At 66.1% G+C, this 17558-nt stretch carries 15 protein-coding genes and 1 pseudogene; 10 read left to right on the forward strand and 6 right to left on the reverse strand.

The window, feature by feature from the left end; all coding sequences use genetic code 11:
- Nucleotides 1–42: 42 nt before the first annotated feature.
- The 3 genes from MUG96_RS19095 to MUG96_RS19105 all read right to left on the reverse strand — a co-directional run bounded on the left by MUG96_RS19095 (nucleotide 43) and on the right by MUG96_RS19105 (nucleotide 4386).
- Nucleotides 43–405, reverse strand: a complete 363-nt coding sequence (locus tag MUG96_RS19095) for a hypothetical protein (protein WP_246989167.1) — start codon at nucleotides 403–405, stop codon at nucleotides 43–45.
- A 118-nt stretch (nucleotides 406–523) separates the two neighbouring features.
- A complete protein-coding gene (locus MUG96_RS19100; protein WP_246989168.1) occupies nucleotides 524–2299 on the reverse strand; it encodes a HEAT repeat domain-containing protein in 1776 nt (591 codons plus the stop codon).
- Complete coding sequence (locus MUG96_RS19105; protein ID WP_246989169.1) at nucleotides 2299–4386, reverse strand: vWA domain-containing protein; 2088 nt, start codon at nucleotides 4384–4386, stop codon at nucleotides 2299–2301. Before MUG96_RS19105 ends, MUG96_RS19100 begins: the two co-directional genes overlap by 1 nt.
- A 332-nt stretch (nucleotides 4387–4718) precedes the next feature.
- On the opposite strand from MUG96_RS19105, the gene MUG96_RS19110 reads away from it, so the two are divergent.
- From MUG96_RS19110 to trxA, 6 genes are all read left to right on the forward strand, one after another.
- Nucleotides 4719–6284: an ATP-binding protein gene (locus MUG96_RS19110; protein ID WP_246989170.1), complete on the forward strand. Its 1566-nt coding sequence runs from the start codon at nucleotides 4719–4721 to the stop codon at nucleotides 6282–6284.
- Nucleotides 6278–7192, forward strand: coding sequence for an ADP-ribosylglycohydrolase family protein (locus MUG96_RS19115; RefSeq protein WP_246989172.1), 915 nt, complete (start codon nucleotides 6278–6280; stop codon nucleotides 7190–7192). Before MUG96_RS19110 ends, MUG96_RS19115 begins: the two co-directional genes overlap by 7 nt.
- A 347-nt stretch (nucleotides 7193–7539) precedes the next feature.
- Nucleotides 7540–8298 (forward strand): bacterio-opsin activator domain-containing protein, encoded by a 759-nt coding sequence (locus MUG96_RS19120; protein WP_246989173.1) that lies wholly within the window; start codon nucleotides 7540–7542, stop codon nucleotides 8296–8298.
- Nucleotides 8285–8620 (forward strand): thioredoxin family protein, encoded by a 336-nt coding sequence (locus MUG96_RS19125; RefSeq protein ID WP_246989177.1) that lies wholly within the window; start codon nucleotides 8285–8287, stop codon nucleotides 8618–8620. The genes MUG96_RS19120 and MUG96_RS19125 overlap by 14 nt, the downstream gene beginning before the upstream one ends.
- 118 nt (nucleotides 8621–8738) lie before the next feature.
- Nucleotides 8739–9341, forward strand: coding sequence for a carboxymuconolactone decarboxylase family protein (locus tag MUG96_RS19130; RefSeq protein ID WP_246989178.1), 603 nt, complete (start codon nucleotides 8739–8741; stop codon nucleotides 9339–9341).
- A 1-nt stretch (nucleotide 9342) separates the two neighbouring features.
- Nucleotides 9343–9672 carry a thioredoxin gene (gene trxA, locus MUG96_RS19135; protein ID WP_246989179.1) on the forward strand — a complete coding sequence of 110 codons (330 nt, stop codon included), beginning with the start codon at nucleotides 9343–9345 and terminating at the stop codon, nucleotides 9670–9672.
- Nucleotides 9673–9951: 279 nt separating this feature from the next.
- Here the strand turns inward: trxA and MUG96_RS19140 are convergent, their stop codons facing one another.
- Nucleotides 9952–10278, reverse strand: a complete 327-nt coding sequence (locus MUG96_RS19140; protein ID WP_246989180.1) for a hypothetical protein — start codon at nucleotides 10276–10278, stop codon at nucleotides 9952–9954.
- Between the two features lie 240 nt (nucleotides 10279–10518).
- On the opposite strand from MUG96_RS19140, the pseudogene MUG96_RS24280 reads away from it, so the two are divergent.
- Nucleotides 10519–10677: pseudogene (locus MUG96_RS24280) on the forward strand (RNA-guided endonuclease TnpB family protein); the annotation flags it as partial.
- A gap of 235 nt (nucleotides 10678–10912) precedes the next feature.
- Here the strand turns inward: MUG96_RS24280 and MUG96_RS19150 are convergent.
- Together MUG96_RS19150 and MUG96_RS19155 are read right to left on the reverse strand one after the other, a co-directional pair.
- Entirely contained in the window at nucleotides 10913–11266 is a 354-nt protein-coding gene (locus MUG96_RS19150) for a 4a-hydroxytetrahydrobiopterin dehydratase (protein WP_246989181.1), read from the reverse strand.
- A gap of 790 nt (nucleotides 11267–12056) precedes the next feature.
- Complete coding sequence (locus MUG96_RS19155) at nucleotides 12057–12695, reverse strand: helix-turn-helix domain-containing protein (RefSeq protein WP_246989182.1); 639 nt, start codon at nucleotides 12693–12695, stop codon at nucleotides 12057–12059.
- A 221-nt stretch (nucleotides 12696–12916) separates the two neighbouring features.
- Between MUG96_RS19155 and MUG96_RS19160 the strand changes: the two genes are divergently transcribed.
- From MUG96_RS19160 to MUG96_RS19170, 3 genes are read left to right on the forward strand one after another with little or no spacing between them, the layout of a single operon-like run.
- Nucleotides 12917–14980, forward strand: coding sequence for a hydantoinase/oxoprolinase family protein (locus tag MUG96_RS19160; protein ID WP_246989183.1), 2064 nt, complete (start codon nucleotides 12917–12919; stop codon nucleotides 14978–14980).
- Nucleotides 14977–16833 (forward strand): hydantoinase B/oxoprolinase family protein, encoded by a 1857-nt coding sequence (locus MUG96_RS19165; RefSeq protein WP_246989184.1) that lies wholly within the window; start codon nucleotides 14977–14979, stop codon nucleotides 16831–16833. Before MUG96_RS19160 ends, MUG96_RS19165 begins: the two co-directional genes overlap by 4 nt.
- 37 nt (nucleotides 16834–16870) lie before the next feature.
- A complete protein-coding gene (locus MUG96_RS19170) occupies nucleotides 16871–17518 on the forward strand; it encodes an isochorismatase family protein (RefSeq protein WP_246989185.1) in 648 nt (215 codons plus the stop codon).
- Nucleotides 17519–17558: the final 40 nt, after the last annotated feature.

Genomic DNA, 17558 nt, shown 5'->3' on the forward strand with positions numbered 1-17558 from the left:
CGGCACAGCGGCCGGTCGTGTCCCCGTGGCCCACTTCGGTAGTCAACTTTCGTGATACTGGTTCTGGACGGCGTCCATCTTGCACTGGACACAGAGGTCGTCGGCCACGCAACCGACGTTGTCGTACGGACAGTCGTACTCCTCGACGTCGACGCTGAGCCGACGTTTCGCCCTCTCCCATTCGTTCTCCCAGTTTTCGATGTCCGCCTCCTGTGAGTCGAAGACGATCTCACCCTCCCGGTTCTCGATTTTGGCGACCGTCTCTGCATCGACCGTGTCTTTCACGACGTTGATCGCCTCCCGAAAAGAGGAACACGTGACTCTGTCGCGGCCGCCCGACTCTTCGAGTACGACCACAGTAATCTGACTGTCGGTCGTCTCGGTCGGTTCCATCCCCGATGTCATGGGTTCCTATAGTTTTGGAGGGACGACAAAAACCTCTGCCACGTTTCACGACCGCCAGTATACCCTGTGGCCTCTGTCGTGCCGCCCGCCGTATTCGTGTTGGAGTCCACGCCGTTCATCACTCTTCGATCTCCGTAATCGCCCACTGCGCTCGCGTGAGGACGTCACTGTCGCCTTCACGCTTCCGGAGTGCCTCCAGGTCCGGGAGCGCCTCCGTGGCGTGGTCGCCGAGATGGCCGAGCGCCCAGCAGGCGTTCAGCCGGACTAGCTCGCGGCCGTCTTCAAGCAACGTGACGAACGTGTCGGCGTGGGGCGCGACGACATGGGGTGCGACCTCGGCCAGCCGCGAGACCGCCGCCGAGGCGTTGATCCGCGTGTAGTCGTCATCGGCGGTCACCAGTTCGACCAGACGGTCGAGATTCGGCTCGGCGGCGAGCGGATCGTGCTTCGTCAGGTCGCTCAGGAGTCCGGCCGCGTTCGCGCGGAGTTTCACGTCGTCGGCGTCCAGCAGGACGGCAACGTCGTCAACGATCTCGGGGCCGACGTCCGGATACTCGTCGACGACGCGACCGAGCGCGGCCGTCGCGTTCAGCCGCGTGTTCGATGGGAGGTCCTCGTCGACGACACGCGTCGCAATGGGCTCCGCGACCGGCTTGATGGCCTCCGGATAGTCGCGGGAGACACACGATAGCGCGTAGAGCGCGTACGACTGTCCCGGGGCATCGTCTTCGAGGATCGTCGCCAGCGCCGGGACCGCATCGAGCACGTCTTCGGGCGCCTCTGCCGCGATTTCGCCGAGGGTCCTGGCGGCTTCGCGCCGGGCCGGACCCGCGCTGTCGGTCAGGTACGGCCCGATCACGTCGACCAGGGGCGCGACGTCGGCCGGGTCGGCAGCCGCGAGCAGGCGAAGCGTCGCGAGCGTGCCGGCCGGCGTCTCGAGGTCGCCGCTGTCCAGTATCGACCGCAGAATCGGCAGCGCTGGCGTACAGTCCTCGGGCCGCACTCTGGCGACCGCGTGGAGCGCTCGAAGCGCGTCGTCTCGGGCATCACGGGCTGGACTGTCAAGCAGCGTCAGGACCTTCGAGACCGGGACGCTCTCGGGGTCGGCCTGCGCCAGCCGACGAAGGCCGAGCGCTTTCTCGCTGGGCGTGTCGGCACCGGCCGTGTACAGGTCGGCTGGCGGGTCGACGACCGAGAGCTGTTCGATGTCGGCCACGCGCACGGTGAACGACTCCCCTGCCGGCGCGAGCGGCTGACACCGGACGGCCGGGGCCGCAGCGGGCCGGTCGAGCGACTGTGGGACGAGTTCGATCGCTGCGAGCAGTCGCGTTCGCGTCTCGCAGTCGCCAGCGTCGGTGAGTTCGTAGCCAGGGGCGTCCTCGTGCTCGTCGAGGAACGACTCGAGGTGGTCCGGCCCTATCGGCGCGATACCCGCGCTCGTCGGGGAGCCACCGTCGGCGACCGGGTCGCGTGCCCACGGGAGCGCGGGGTCGATGTCACCACGTTTCACTGCGGGCACGAATTCCCAGGCGTGATAATGCTCCCAGCCGTCGATATCGCTCAGGTCGAGGTCGTCGACGACGACGTACCCCTCGGCGTCGGGATGCAGGTCGGCGATCAGCCCCAGGCGCTCGCGCCGGCTCGGGAACCGCTCGTAGCGGCCGTCGGGCTGTTTGCCGCCGAGCCAGTCGTCCCAGTCGTCCCCGTGACGGCCGACGATGTCGACGACGCCCGGGATGGCAGCCTCCGCGGCGAGGTCCTGATTGCCGATTGCGTACACCGCGTGGTCGGTCTCGTGGGCGAGCTGGCGCACCCACGCCAGCGGGACGGCCTCGTGGTGCGGGTGTGGATTCACGTCGACGGTCCAGTCGCGGTCGAACGCGAAGACGTGCATCACTTACTCACTCCGTTTCGGGACTCGGCGCTCCCCTCGAGCAGTCGCGCCAGCAGCGTCACCTCCTGTTGCAGGTCGTCGTCGCCGACGGCCTCGCGCTCGCGACGGAGGGCGGCACGCAGGTCCGCGAACCGGGCCGCCCAGTCGTCGGAGACGGCCAGCGGGATGGATTCGCGTTCGTGCTCGCCGCGCTGGTCGGGCAACAGCCAGTCGTCGACGCCCTCGCCACCGGTGGCTCGCTGGTGGACCTCCCGCGCCCAGGACCGCAGTTCGCGAGCGTACCGGGAGAGCACGACCGCTTTGCGGATACCGTCGTGGTCGAACTGTTCGGGTTCGCTCGACAGCGTGACGGTCGCGCGTTCGCTGTGGTCGCTCCCGTCGCGCTCGGTCCAGGAGGCCACGAGGTCGACCTCACCGTCTGCGGGCGCGCCGTCGAGCCGGACGAGCACGACGCCGCCGCGTGCCTCGCCGTCCTCCTTCGCGGAGGGAAACAGCGTCTCGACGTGCATGAGCCGCCCCGTCGCGTCCTCGGCGGTGGGCGAGCCGTGGACGGCGGCGATCTCGGCGCCCCCGAGTTCGAGTTCCAGGTCGTACACCAGCGGCGTGACCATGTAGTCGAACTCCGCGCCGAGCCGGCGCTCGAACTCCGCGGCCGAGTGGACGAAGTAGTGGTTCGCGCCGCGGATGCCCGAGAGCGCGTCGGCCAGGTCGGCGTTGGCGTCGAGTCCCATGCCGACGAAGGTGGTGTGGATGCCGCGGTCGGCCGCGTCGGCGAACAGCCGGGTCAGCGTCCGCTCGCCGGTCGCGCCCGTGTTGGGCATCATGTCGGTCATGAAGACAACCCGGCGCTCGACGTCGGTCGTGGTCTCGCCGTCGGCGAGCATGTCCCAGGCGGCCTCGAACCCGTCGGCGAGGTTGGTGCCACCGCCAGCGGCCACCTCACGGACGTGCTGGCGGATGGCCACCATGTTCGTCGACGCCACGTCCCGGAGCGGTTTGGCGACGTGCGCGCGGTTGTTGTAGAGGACGACGCCGAGGCGGTCCTCGGGCCGCAGTTGCTCGGTCAGCGCACAGAGCGAGCGGGTGGCGGCCTCGATCTTGGTCGTCGAGTCGGCTTCCGTCTCGCGTTTGCGGCCGTGTTCGTCGTAGTAGTACTGGTCGAAGGGACTGTCCATCGACCCGGAGACGTCCAGTACGGCCACGAGGTCGAGCCGCGGGCGCTCGAAGTCGGCGGCCGAGAGCGTCGAATCTAGCCCGACCGAGAGGTAGTGTTCGGTTTCGCCGGTCAGCGGGTGGTCGCTGATGGCCGTCGCGTACCGCGGCGCGAACAGGGCGTCGGCGTCCGCTCCCGACGATTCGCCCGTCTCGAAGTAGTAGTCGTAGAACAGCCCCTCGTCGCTGATGGCCTCGGGCTGTGGCGTGTAGCCGGCGGCGACGTTCTCGCGGAAGTTCTCGGCGTCTTTGGCGCCGCCGGTCGCGAGGCCGATAGAGTCGGTGGTCGTCGCCGGGCTCTCCATGGCCGGTGCGGCGTTGTCGACCGACCGGTCCATCTGCCCCTCCGCCGCGTGGATTTCCCCGTCGGTGGCGAGGTGACCGGGCACGTCGCGGCCACACGCGTCACAGACGAAATCCGGGACTGCGAGTTCGCTACCGCTGGTCATCGGTTCCCAGTCGTCGACCTCCCGTTTGTCCGTGCGAAGCCGGGCGATCACGGTCCGGGCGTCGACGATGCCGAAGGCCTCCGCGATGCCGAGTTCCTCGGCGGCACGCAGGACGGCCTCGTCGACAGCGTCGATCGCCTGTCCCGGGCGCAGCGCCGACCCACAGGACGGACAGGTGGTATCGGGATCGGTGTCGCCCGGCGGGTCGGCACCGAGCAGGTCGGTGACCCGGTAGGGGTCGCCGGTCTTCAGTTGGACGAGCGTGTCGCTCCCGGGTGCGGTGAGGATCGGGAACTGCTCGCCGTTCTCGTCCTCGACCAGCAGACGGTGGACTGTCGTCCCCTCGATTTCCAGCGGACGCAGCGAGACCTGCCTGATCGTGATGTCGTGTCGCTCCCCGTCGCGCAAGTCAGTGTTCGTGGGCATACGGTCTGTCGTGGCTCCCTGTACCCGGGCAGCCAGCGGGCGATCGTCGGTGTCAAACTCCGGCCCCCGGCGAAATGCGATAAACCACATTTCGATGTATGTTTTCCCGAGGTCGCACTCATTACTTTGCGTCTCGATGGTTTAAGACTTTCGTAGAGGTGCATCTAAGAGGGGGCGGAATCAAAACTAGATGCACTACGATGTCTTTTTCTACTGTCGAGCGACGCAATCCCGGTTTCAGCCCGGTAATAGCAATCGTAACCTACATTGGGCTGTGCTTGGAGCAGCCGCAACAGTCATTGGGGCGGAGGTCGTGGTCGGAACAACGACTCATGACGCTCGATGCAGGCGAGGCACTGCTCCGTGACCTCCACGAACACAATCCGTGGTGGGAGGACGGCCTCGCGGCCTTCGACCTCCCGGCGCGGCAGAAAAGCGACTTCTACCACCTGGCGCGGCCGGACGGCGAGGGGAGTCAGTTCGAGGACCAGTTCCTCCTCGCGCTCGTCGGTCGCCGGGGCGCGGGCAAGACTACGCTCCTCCACGAGTTCGTGCGCCACCGCATCGACGCGGGGGACGCACCCGAACGATTCCTCTATCTCCCTTTCGACGCCGACCCGCTCTACCAGCTCCAGTCCGCCGAACAGCTCCGGCGTGCCGTTCGCTACTACGAGAGTCGCATCCTCGGCCGCATTGAGACGGACAGCCCACACTTCGTCCTCCTCGACGACGTCCACCACGTCGAACACCCGAACAAACCCTCTACTGAGGGCTGGGGTGGGCCGGTCGCGGACCTGTACACCGACGACGCGAACAGGCACGTCGTCGTGACGGCCAGTGCCGCCGTCCAGATCGAGCGCGAACTCGAGACCAGTCCCCTGGACGCGGCGACCTACGACACTCAGCCGATCCTCCCCGAGAAGTTCCGTGACTACCTGTTCACCCTCTATCCGGACCTCGAGAGCGGTGAGACACGCGTCAGTCCGACATCACTGCGGACCGGCGACGGAAGCATCCCGGCGGCACTCGACACGGGCGAGATCGAGCCACTCGTTGGGGAACTCCGTAGCAAACACGACCAAGTCGCCGACGTGGCGGGGCGCATCCAGTCACGGGTCGTCGACTATCTGGCGATGGGCGGCATCATCAGCTACGATCGCGACGGCGCGGTCGCCTCGGCGGCCGAGTTGCCCGCGGGTGCGTACGACCGCCTCCGGAACGACGTGCGCGACGCACTGTACCAGGAGGTGCCCGGCTTCGAGTCGATCCAGACCATCGCCGACCTCGAACGGCTCTGTGCCATCGCCGCCCGGAACCGCGGCGCCGAGTCCATCCGGTATCAGGACCTCGTCGAACTGTTCGACGTGGACCGCCGGACCATCGCGGACAGTTACCTCCCCGCACTCGCGGAGCTGTACCTCTTGAACGGCGTCACCGAGTACGACAACAGCCGGCCACGCGCCGTGCGCCTCTACCTCCGGGATACGGGCCTCGCGACGGCACTGGCCGACGGCGACGCGACGACCGTCCGCAACGATTTCGACCGCGAGGCCGACCTGGCCCGGATCGCCGCGTTCGACCACACGATGCGATTCGCCTACGGGATCAACGCAGCCCAGGAACGCCCGTGGGAGCCGCCGATCCAGTACTGGCGCGGCCGGCAGGGCGAGGTCGATTTCGTCTTCGAGGTCGGTGACACGCCCGTCCCGGTCGGGCTGTCCTACCGGGCCGGTGAACGCGACGACACGCTCGCAGCGCTCGAAGCGTTCCGTGAGACGTACGAGACGCCGCTCGGCGTCCGGGTCGTCGGCGAGACCGGACGCGGCGCCGAACCGGTCCGGACGGTCGGTGACGGCATCGTACAACTGCCATACTGGCTGTACCTCCTCCTATGCTAGACGAAAACCGCGCGGCAGGCGTCCTCCTCGGATTGGCGTGTGGGGACGCGCTCGGTCGCCCCGTCGAGTTCGAGACCGCCGCTCAGATCGAGCGCGAACACGGCCGCGTGACCGAGATGCTCGCGAACGGCACCCACGACCAGCCGGCGGGGACGATCACCGACGACACGGAGATGGCACTCTGTATCGCCCGGTCGCTGGCCGACCACGACGGGTTCGAGCCGGCTGATGTAGCCGAGCGGTTCGTCGCGTGGTACGAGTCCGGCCCCTTCGATATCGGACTGATGACGGCCGACGCACTCGGAAAGATTCAGTCCGGGGTGCCATGGGACGAGGCCGGCCGACGGGTCTGGGAACAACGGCCGGAAGGCCAAAACGCCGGGAACGGCAGCGTGATGCGGTGCGTGCCCTACGCCATCGCGTTCGCAGACGAACTGAAGCGGCTGGCCGAGGTCAGCCGCCAGTCCTCGGCGATCACACACGCCGACTCACGATGTACGTACGGTTGTGTCGTGCTCAACCGGACTATTGCCGGACTGCTCCGCGACGCCGACGACCCGCTCGGGGACGCCCTGGCGGCCGTCGAACCGGACGCACCATCGGAACTTCTCGATGCGTGCCGGCCGGTTCCCGACGGCATCGACGAGGCGACGCTCGCCTCCAGCGGGTACGTCCTCCACACGCTTCAGACGGGGCTGTATCATGGCCTGACCGCACCGAACCCGGAGGCGGCCATCGTCAGGGCAGTCACCATGGGCGACGACACGGACACTGTTGGAGCCGTGACGGGTGCCATCGCCGGCGCGCGGTTCGGTGCGTCGGCCCTGCCGGCGAGGTGGCTATCGACACTCGATAGCTCGGACGAACTCCGGGCGTTAGCGACGCGACTCGCGGCGGCCGACCCATAAAGACGTGGTTCCCTCTGAAGAAGCGGGCGAAGCAGCGCTGGATCGACCGTTATCCTCGTGGCTGTGAATCCGTCAGGGATCCCCCCGTGTCTGGTTGAGACAGCGTCGACGTATGCCGAGGCAAGCAACTGTCCGTCGCGAGGACAGGGAGACTGTGTGGTGTACAGTGTACTCCGGTCCGGAGGCGCGAGACTGTCGAAATGGGAGTTGGTCGCGTTGAACTCGTCGTTTTCCGGTCGAGTGGCGTCAAACGGGCGTGAGAGTCACGGTTTGTGACCCGACTGACGGGATCGGCACCCTATACTCATAGGGTCAGTATATATGCTTGCGTAGCGTTACCAAAAATCATGGGCGTCTCTCGTGCGGAGCCATCCGGAACGAGCGTGGAGGTCGAGTTCCAGGTGCGCGACCGTGACCTGTTTTTCGTCCGTGCGTCCGGCGAGGCGAGCTGTCGGGTCGCCCTCGCGGAGATGGTTCACCGGTCGGACGGGCGACTGCTGGAGTACTTCACTGTCGAAGGGACGACTCGGGAGCGGGTGCTCACGGCGGCCGGGAAGGCAGCTGCAATCGACGACGCACGCGCCATCCGCGAGGACGGCGACGAGGGCCTCTACGAGTTCGTCGTCGCCGGGCCGTGCATCGGTGGGACGCTGGCTGACGTCGGGGCGCTGATCCGGGAGGTGGTTGCGGTCGACGGTGTCGGCCGCGTCGTCGCCGAGGTGCCACCGCACGCAGACACACGGCAGGTTGCCGAGACAGTCGCGGACCGCCACGATGCGGAGCTGATCGCGCGCCGGCAGCGGGACCGGGTCGCACCCGAGTTCACCGGCCGGGCATTCCGTGCGACGCTCGCGGACGCACTCACTGACCGCCAGCTCGAGGCGTTGCGAACGGCCTATGTGAGCGACTACTTCGCGTGGCCTCGCGGAAGCACCGCCGAGGAGTGTGCCGACGCACTGGGCATCTCACAGCCCACCTTCACCCAGCATCTCCGCGCCGCACAGGAGAAACTCTCCGCGACTCTGTTCGACGCAGCCACAGTCGGTGAGGACTTCGACGACAACTGGGTCACAGTTCGTTCGGACCACACGAATGAGCACCACTGAGTCGCCGCTGGTCCGTGTCGACGACGAGAGCTACCAGCAGCCGCTCGCAACGACGCCACTCGTCTTGCCGCATTTCCGGGCCGACTGGTGTGGTCCCTGCAACGACGCCGTCGAGCCTGTCTTCACGGATATCGCCGAGACGTACGCAGATGACCTCGCTGTCGCAGTCATCGACGCCGCGAACGGACAGGCAGCTATCGACCAGTTCGACATCGACACGCCCCTGACCTCGCACCTCGTAGAACATGGGACGCCGGTCGCTCGCTTTCGCGGCAAACCCCCCTACATGGAACTCGAACGAGCGATCGAGCGACAGCTGTGAACACCCGCGCCGCTGGCGCTCGGTGCCGTTGCCCGCTTCCATCACTTCCCACGCCCTATGAGTATAGGTAACACATCTATTCACACTGCGGTGAACATTTCGAGTGGAGTGTTCTGAGATGCCAAGCAGAATCGAGCCACTCGAACCAGGTGAATCGGACGACGAAGAGGTCAACGAGATACTGCGACAGTTCGAGGACGGCTGGTGGGCAGACACGGCGATGATGGGGACGATCGGTCACCAGCCGGCCCTCCTCAAGAGCATCATTCCGGTCTTCGAGGCCTTCTTCGCGGGTGGACGCATCGAACCGCATCTCTTCGAGATGATGCGGCTCAAGACCGGCGAGATCAACCGCTGTGCCTACTGTGCGTCGGTCCGGTCCCAGAGCGTCCGCGACGAGGTTGGCCCCAAGGAGGACGCGCTGTTTGGCGACATCGACAAGGACGAGTTCAACCGACGCGAGGAACTCGGCGTCGAACTCGCAGAGCAGATGGCGGGCGACCCCAACTATATCTCGGACGAGTTCTTCGAGGAACTGCACGAGGAGTTCACCGACGCTGAGATCGTCGAACTGGTGTTCGCCTGTAGCGTCTTCAACTTCGGCAACAAGTTCAACATCACGATGACGCTCGATGCGGAAGAGGGGAGCCAGTACCCGACGGGACTCGAGTACCCGCTCGAGGACCCCGAGGACGTGAAAGCGCCGGGTTCTGACGACTGACATGAGTACGACCGACCACGACCGCATCACGCACGTCGACGACGACACCTACGAGACGGCGGTCAGTGACGGCCTCGTCCTCCTCGACTTCTGGGCGGAGTGGTGTGGTCCCTGCAAGGCCCTCGAACCAGTCATCGAGGAACTGGTCGAGAAGCACGAGCGACTCACGGTCGCGAAGATCGACGCCGACGAGAACGAGGCCACGATGGAAGAGTTCGGCGTCCGGTCCATCCCCACGATGATCCTCTTCAAACGTGGGGAGCCCGTCGAGGTGTTCGCCGGGAAGGTGCCCTACACTGAACTGGCACGGGCGGTCGAGGAGCACCAGTAAACCCCCTCGGCTCTCCCGCTCCCTCGCTGCTGCAGTCTCGCCGACCCAGCAGCCCCGACGATCCGAGCGGAGCGTGCTCACAGCGGTAGCGGTGGAAAAGGCCACTCATTCACCGACATCCCGGCGGGAGATGAACTGGTCCACCCCGATAGAGTGGCGTGTGCGTCGTACACCGGTCACGTTCTTCACTGCCTGGGGCTGACGCCGGAGAACGAACGGGCATAGCTTCTGCTCACGCGTTCGCACTCTCGCGATGCAATTGCGGCCGCCGAACCGCATTCAGAACGATTCGGACGCGCCGGCCAGCACCCGGTAGCTGTCCAGCGTCCCGGCCATCGACGGGGCGTCCGCGTCGTCTTTGCGCTGTGTTCCGTAGTCCATCCACTGGCCCCGACTGAAACTGTACATTTCGAAGGCCGTCGATGTCTCCAGCACGATGTCGACGACGGGGTTCTCGGGTGCATCGGCGGGCACGGCAACCGACCGGACGTCCGCCTCGGGGTCCATCATCCAGACGGCGACGACATCGTCCTCCAGCAGGGCCTCGGCGTCCGCCTCTGAGAGCGGGCGATCCGGCCAGCCCTCCGCGGGCTCGGGTTGCTCCATGGACTGTATACTGTCGCGACACGTATGGGGGTTCCGCACGGGCTGGGGTCACTGGCGGTTGCCGTGTTCACTGAGCGCCGAGGTCGCCGTCCGCTGGCGAATGAGCACGGTGTCGATGCCTCTGCCGCGCCGGTACGGCAAACGCACTCGGCAAAATTCATACACGCTCTGAAAAACTGCGTTCGATCAGGGTATGTCCCGAACTACCGCCACTCTCTCGGACAATCTCACCGATCTCATAGAGGGGGCGATCTGCAACAAAGTGGGACACGAGCCGCCCACGATGCGATCGCAGGTGTCGAACGCAAGGAGGACGGACGCTTCGAGATATTCCTGCACCGTGTCGCTAACGAGATCGTGGCTGAAGCCGTCGAACACGACTGTTCGCATATCGTGTTTTTGTCATGCCACTGAGCTTCGCTCAGTGTAGCACACCCGTAGACGTGCGCTTGAATCGCGGGACATTGAACCTGAGTGGAGAGTGCGACTTTCGCGCCGCTGATGCGGCGTAGAAGGGAGTTCACGCGAAAGCCCTAGTGCAGGCTCACAGCCTGCACGTCGTCAGACCTCGTCTGACGGAACCCTCAACGAGCGAGCGGGGCGATTGCCCCCGAGCGAAGTAGGGTGGGGTAGTCTACTCCGGCGCGTACTCCTCGTGGATGCGGTCCATGCGTGCCGCCATGACGAAGTCGGTCTTGTGGAGGCCGTCGATCTTGTGGGTCCACATCTCGACGCGGACCTCGCCCCACTGCAGGTGAATGTCCGGGTGGTGCCACTCCTCCTCGGCGAGTTCGCCGATCTCGTAGGTGAACTCCAGGGCGTCCCGGAAGTCCTCGAACGGGTAGGTACCTTCGAGGTGGTGGTCCTCGACCACCTCCCAGACGCCGTCCACGAGTTCGGCGAGGTACTCCGCGTACTCGGACTCGGTGAGCGGATCGTCCTCGGTCGTACACGCCTCACACTCCTGTTCCGCGAGTGCCTGTGACATGGTGGGTATTTTGTCAGCCAGCGACTTGTGTATTTACCACCCCATCGCCGGGCTCGTCACTCCTCGACCGCGTCCCCGATCGCACCGGCCCGCTTAGCCATCCCCAGCAGCGTCTCGTGCCCGCCGGCGGACGTGAGGACGGTCTCGAACACCCGGCAGTGGTCCGTCGGCGTCGAGTCGGGGGATCGGGCTCGGAATGTGGCTTCGTACGTTGATCTCTGAAACAGCCAGCACAAAGCATCCCTGCCTCACCGAACCGTGTCGTGTCTGGACCGTCCGTTCCAAACCGGGTGTGCCAACAGTTCTACGACACCTTCCACCGACGCTTAAATCCGAGAACGGGACCACTCCGGTCCGTGACTACACTCGACGACCTCGAACAGGGCGACGTGACGACATGCATCGTCATCACCGATCACAACGGCTCGCTCGCACTCGAAACGGCGGCCGACGACTGCACGGTACTAGTCAAATCGGACGTGCACGGCCTTCCCGAGGCGACGCCGGCCGAGGTGACGGCACGCGTCGAGAAGGTGATCCGGGCTGACGGTGCAGTCGACCATTGGTCTGGACGTCCGGGAGTGGAACGAGCGAGATACGGCGGCGTCCGACACCGGGGAAACGGACGACTCGGAGGACTCCCTCGACGAGATCGCGTCGGAACTAGCGGGCGAAACCCGGGTACGTCGCCGAGACCGCAAGCAGCGATCGAGCCTCGTCACCGACGCCGCGGGCGAGCGGGACCGGGCCGATGCGACGCGGAGTTCGGAGCAGGAGCGAGAGCCCGCGACTACACGAACTCCTCAGTGTCGGACACCGTTCCGTCGGGAAGCGCCGACCGGAGCAGTTTCCGCTCGGCCTTGCGGAGGTGTTCCTGAAGCGTCGCCCGGCTGATGTCGAGCATATCGGTCAGTTCCCGGGTAGCGACGCTCCGGGGCCAGTCGTAGTAGCCTTCCTCAAGGGCCGTCACCACGACGTCCAGTTGGCGGTCGGTGAGCGGTGGGCCGCCGGAGGCGCGGAACTCCTCGAACTTCCCGAGCGTGACGGTCCCGAAATCCTCGAGATCGTCGATAATTCGCTTGAGGTCCTCACGACGGAACACCAGCACGTTGTACTCGCGCTGGCGACCGGAGATGGCGTTCGACCGCCGAAGCGTGCCGTGATTCCGGTAGATCGCAGAGTACGCGCCACACGAGGGTTTGGTGACGAGGAGGTGTTCCTCGTCGAGTCTTGCGACGTGTTTGACGTGGTCGGCTGCAGCGAGTTCCGTCTCGAACGTGTCGGCGTGTTCGTCGGCGCGGATGACGAACGTCACGTCGCCGTCCCGAACTTCCTCGATCTCGATCGGAACCGGTGTCTCAACGCTGTCGGTGAGACGCCGCAGGATGCAGTCCCGGTGCTGTGTGAAGTGTACTGTTGCGGTGAACATGCTCCCCGACTCGGGAGAGATACCACGCGAGACGGCAAAAGCCCGGCGCCGACCGCGGCCGACACCACACGACAGCGGCCTGCCCCCGACCGGACCGCAGTCTGCCGGTTATCCCGTCGATACGCGCCGGTGGCGTCGGGCTGTCCCCAGAATAAATAGCCAACACATGTTGGGAGAAGCCTTACCTCCCGATAGCCAGTCTTGTTGGTGTACGATATCGCATGACACACAATCTGGGTGTCGACGTCGGTGGAACGTTCACCGACGTCATCGTGGTCGACGAGACGACACACGACATCACGATCGAGAAGGTACTCACGACGCCGTCGAACCCGTCCGAGGGCGTTCTCGCGGGCGTCGAGCAGGCGACGGAGAAAGCCGGCACGTCGGTTGCGGACCTCGAGTTGCTGTTTCACGGGACGACGGTCGTGACGAACATGCTCCTCGAGGAGACCGGGTCGCGCGTCGGCCTCATCACCTCGGCGGGCCACGAGGACATCCTGCACCTCGCCCGGGCGTGGACGCCGGGGCCGCTGTACGGCTGGATGGACATGGACAAGCCGGACCCGCTCGCGGACCTCGTCGATACGCGCGGTGTCCCCGGCAAGATCAGTTCCCCGGACGGCGAGGTGACGGAACCGCTCGACGAGGACGCCGTGCGGACGGCGGTCAGGGACCTCGCGGACGCGGGCGTCGAGTCGCTGACGGTCGCGCTGTTGAACTCGTATCTCAACCCGAGCCACGAGCAACGCGTCCGCGAGATCGTCGACGAGGAGACCGACGCCCTGCCGGTGTCGATCTCCTCGGACATCGTCTCGGAGTACGGGGAGTACGAACGCACGCTCACGACGGTCATCAACGACTACGCGCGGCCCGAGGTCATCTCGTATCTGGAGGATCTGGACACCTCGCTCGCGGACGCGGGTTCGACGGCCAGGATGAACGTGGTCCGATCCGACGGTGGGCTGATGAGTTCCGAGGCCGCGAAGAACCGCCCGGTCGAACTGGCGCTCTCGGGACCCAGCGGCGGCGTCGTCGGCGCGGCCACGATCGCCGCGAAGAAAGGCGTTCCCGACGTGTTGACACTGGACATGGGTGGGACCTCGACCGACGTATCGCTCGTCGAGGACGGCCAGCCGGAGACGACCCGGCAGACGAAAGTCGGCTACCGGGAGTTCACGTCCCGGTCCGTGGACGTGAACACCGTCGGTGCGGGTGGCGGCTCGGTCGCCCGCGTCCAGCTCTCGGGGTCGCTTCAGGTCGGCCCGGAGAGTTCCGGAGCGGACCCGGGGCCGGCCTGCTACGGGCAGGGCGGCGAGGAGCCGACGGTAACGGACGCGAACGTCGTGCTGGGTCGGATTCCCCCGACGGTCCAGCTTGGCGGCACGATGGACCTCGACCGCGCCGCGGCCCGGAGTGCGGTCGCGGACATCGCCGACCAGCGCGACACCTCCGTCGAGGAGGCGGCTCAGGCGATCCTCGACATCGTCAACGAGAACATGCACGGGGCGCTCCGGGTCGTCTCCGTCGAGCGCGGGTACGACCCCCGGGACTTCGGACTGGTCGGCTTCGGGGGCGCAGGCCCGATGCACGCAAACGGTCTCGCCGACGTGATGGGGACGTACCCGGTCATCGTCCCGCCCGGTCCCGGTGTGATGTCCGCCTTCGGCTTTCTCACCTCCGACGTGCAAAACGAGTTCGCGGAGACCTACCTCGAGACGGACCTCGACGTCGACGGTGCGGACGTGTACGAGGAACTCCAGACGCTCAGAGCGGACGCGGCCGACTGGCTCCGTTCCGAAGGCGTCCCCGAGGAGGATCACGCCTTCGAGTACTACGCCGAGTGTCGCTACTTCCGGCAGGACATCCAGATGTCCATCCCGATCGACGTCGAGAAACTGCGGACCGACGTGGGCCTCGACGAGATCAAGGCGGACTTCGAAGCGCGCCACGACAGGCGCTTTGGCTTCTCTCTGGACGCCCCGCTGGAGATCGCCAACCTCCGGGTCATCGGCAAGGGGAGCGTCCAGGGCGTGACGATCGAAGAGCAGTCGGTCGGCGGCGCCGACCCGAGCGACGCCAGGCGGGACACGACTGAGGTGTACTTCGACGGCGCGTACCACGAGACGCCGGTCTACGACCGCGCGGCGCTGACGCCGGGCAACGAGATCGCGGGGCCGGCGATCGTCGTCGAAGACGACGCGACGATCGTCGTCCAGCCCGCCCACACCGCGACTATCGACCGCTATGCCAACATCGAGATCAACCGAGGTGATGACGCGTGAGCACTGAGACACCCGACTTCGTCGGCGACCACGACATCGACAAGACGACCCTCGACATCATAGAGAGCACGCTCTCGAACACGCGCGACGAGATGGACCGCGTGTTGGAGACGACGGCCATCAGCCCGGTCATCCGCGAGCAGTCCGACCAGTTCCCGCTCATCGCCGACCCGCAGGGACGGATGGTAATGGGGCAGTTCGGGTCGGCCATCGAGACGATCATCGACAACGCCAGTTTCGGCTGGGACGATCTCGAAGACGGCGACGTCGTCGCGACGAACGACCCGTACATGTGTGCCGGGGCGATGTCACACACCCCCGATATGCTCCTGCTTCGCCCCATCTTCTCCGAGGGCGAGCGCGTCGGCTTCTCCAGCCAGTGGGGGAACCTGATGGACGTCGGCGGGAAGACCCCCGGAAGCATGCCCGTGCAGGCCACCTCCATCTTCGAGGAGGGCATCCGGCTCCCCCCGGTCAAACTCTACAAGGGTGGCGACCTGGACGAGGAGCTACTGGAGACGTTCGCGCACAACACCCGCCTGCCCGACCACGCCGAGGCGGACATCAAGGCGCTCGCGGCCGGGACGGCCGCCGCCGAGAAGCGCGTCCAGGGCCTCTGTGACCGCTTCGGGACGGAGACGTACCTCGAAGGGTGTGACGCCATCCTCGACCGCACCCGTGACGGGATGATCGACCTCATCCGCGAGTTCATCCCGGAGGGTGAGCGCTACACCTTCGAGGACTACGTCGACGACGACGGCATGGGCAACGGGCCGATCAAACTCCACCTCGAAATCTACCGGGAGGGCGACACGGTCTATCTCGACTGGGACGGAACCGACGAGCAGGTGCCCGGAACGGTGAACTTCCTCCTCAACGAGAAGATGTTCAAGATGTTCACCGGGGTCTTTCTCATCATGGCGTTCGATCCCCTCCTGACGTTCAACGACGGGTACTACGACCTCTTCGAGGTCAACCTGCCGTCGGGGACGGTCGTCCAGCCGGAGTTCCCCGCACCGCTCGGGAACCGGTTGCCGCTGATGGCCCGGCAGTTCGACGTCCTGCAGGCCACGTTCTCGAAGCTCATCGACGGCTTCTCGGTCGCCGGCAGTTACGGCACCTCGCCCAATCTCGTCTACGCCGGCACCGACTCGGACGGGAACCAGTTCCAGATGCTCGAGATCCTCTACGGCGGCATCCCGGCCCGCCCCGGCGGCGACGGCCTGGACGGCCACTCGTGGTGGCCGCTGTTCCGCACCGTCCCCGCCGAGTACCAGGAAGCCTACTACCCGCTCTCGATCGACGAGTATAGCACCCGCGAGGACACCGGCGGTGCCGGCGAGTTCCGCGGCGGTCACGGCATCACCAAGGTCTACACGTTCGAGGAAGACGGCGCGATCACCTTCCAGGACGACCGCGCCCACACCTACCCGTGGGGCGTGGACGGGGGCGACCACGCACGGACCAGCGAGAAGAAACTGATCAGGAGCGACGGGACCGAGGAGGAACTCCCCTCGAAAGTCGAGAACGTCCCCGTCGCGGCCGGCGACAAACTCGTGTTCCGGACGGCCGGCGGCGGCGGACTCGGCGACCCCCTCGACCGCGACCCAGAGGTGGTCGCCACCGAGGTCCACCGGGGGCTCGTTTCGGCCGAGGCCGCCAGCGAGGAGTACGGCGTCGTCCTCGCCGACGATGGCACCGTCGACGAGGCGGCGACGGCCGACCGCCGCGAGGAACTCCGGGCGAACCGCGACGACCTCGCGGAGTTCGACTACGGACCCCTGCCGGACGACGACGAACTCGAAGCCCGTATCGCGGCGGAGCGCAGCGACTTCGAGAACAGACACGACTGACGATGGATACGGGTACCATCCTCACCGACCCACGGCAATGAACGATCCCGACGCCTCGGCGTACTACGACGAACACGCCTTCGGCGACAGCGTTGGCATCGGCGACCGGCCCGCACTGCTCGTCATCGACCTGATCAACGCGTTCACCGACCCCGAGACCGACCTCGGTTCGAACGTGAACGGGGTCGTCGAGCAGACCGGTCGCCTCCTCGATACCTTCCGCGACCGGGACCTCCCGCGATACTTCACGACCGTCGCGTTCGAGGAGTCCTACGGCGATGCTGGACGGTTCATCGAGAAGGTGCCCGCGCTCCGGGAGCTGCGCCTCGGGACGGACGCGGTCGCCGTCGACGACCGACTCGCGCCCGTCGACGACGAACGGGTCATCCTGAAGAAATACGCGAGCGCGTTCTTCGGGACGGACCTCGCGACGGAACTGACGACCAACGGGGTCGATACGCTCGTGCTCGCCGGCGTCACGACGAGCGGCTGTGTCCGGGCGACCGCGGTCGACAGCCTCCAGCACGGGTACCGGACCATCGTACCCGCCGACGCGGTCGGCGACCGCGCGGAACCGCCTCACCGTGCCAACCTCGTCGATATCGACGCCAAGTACGGTGACGTGGTCGGAACCGACGACGTGATCGCCCACTTGACCGACGACAACAACGACGACACTGCATGACACGAAACCGATACCGCGGCCGACGAACCGACACTGCACA

Source organism: Halorientalis marina, from assembly GCF_023028345.1.
Lineage (GTDB): Archaea > Halobacteriota > Halobacteria > Halobacteriales > Haloarculaceae > Halorientalis > Halorientalis marina.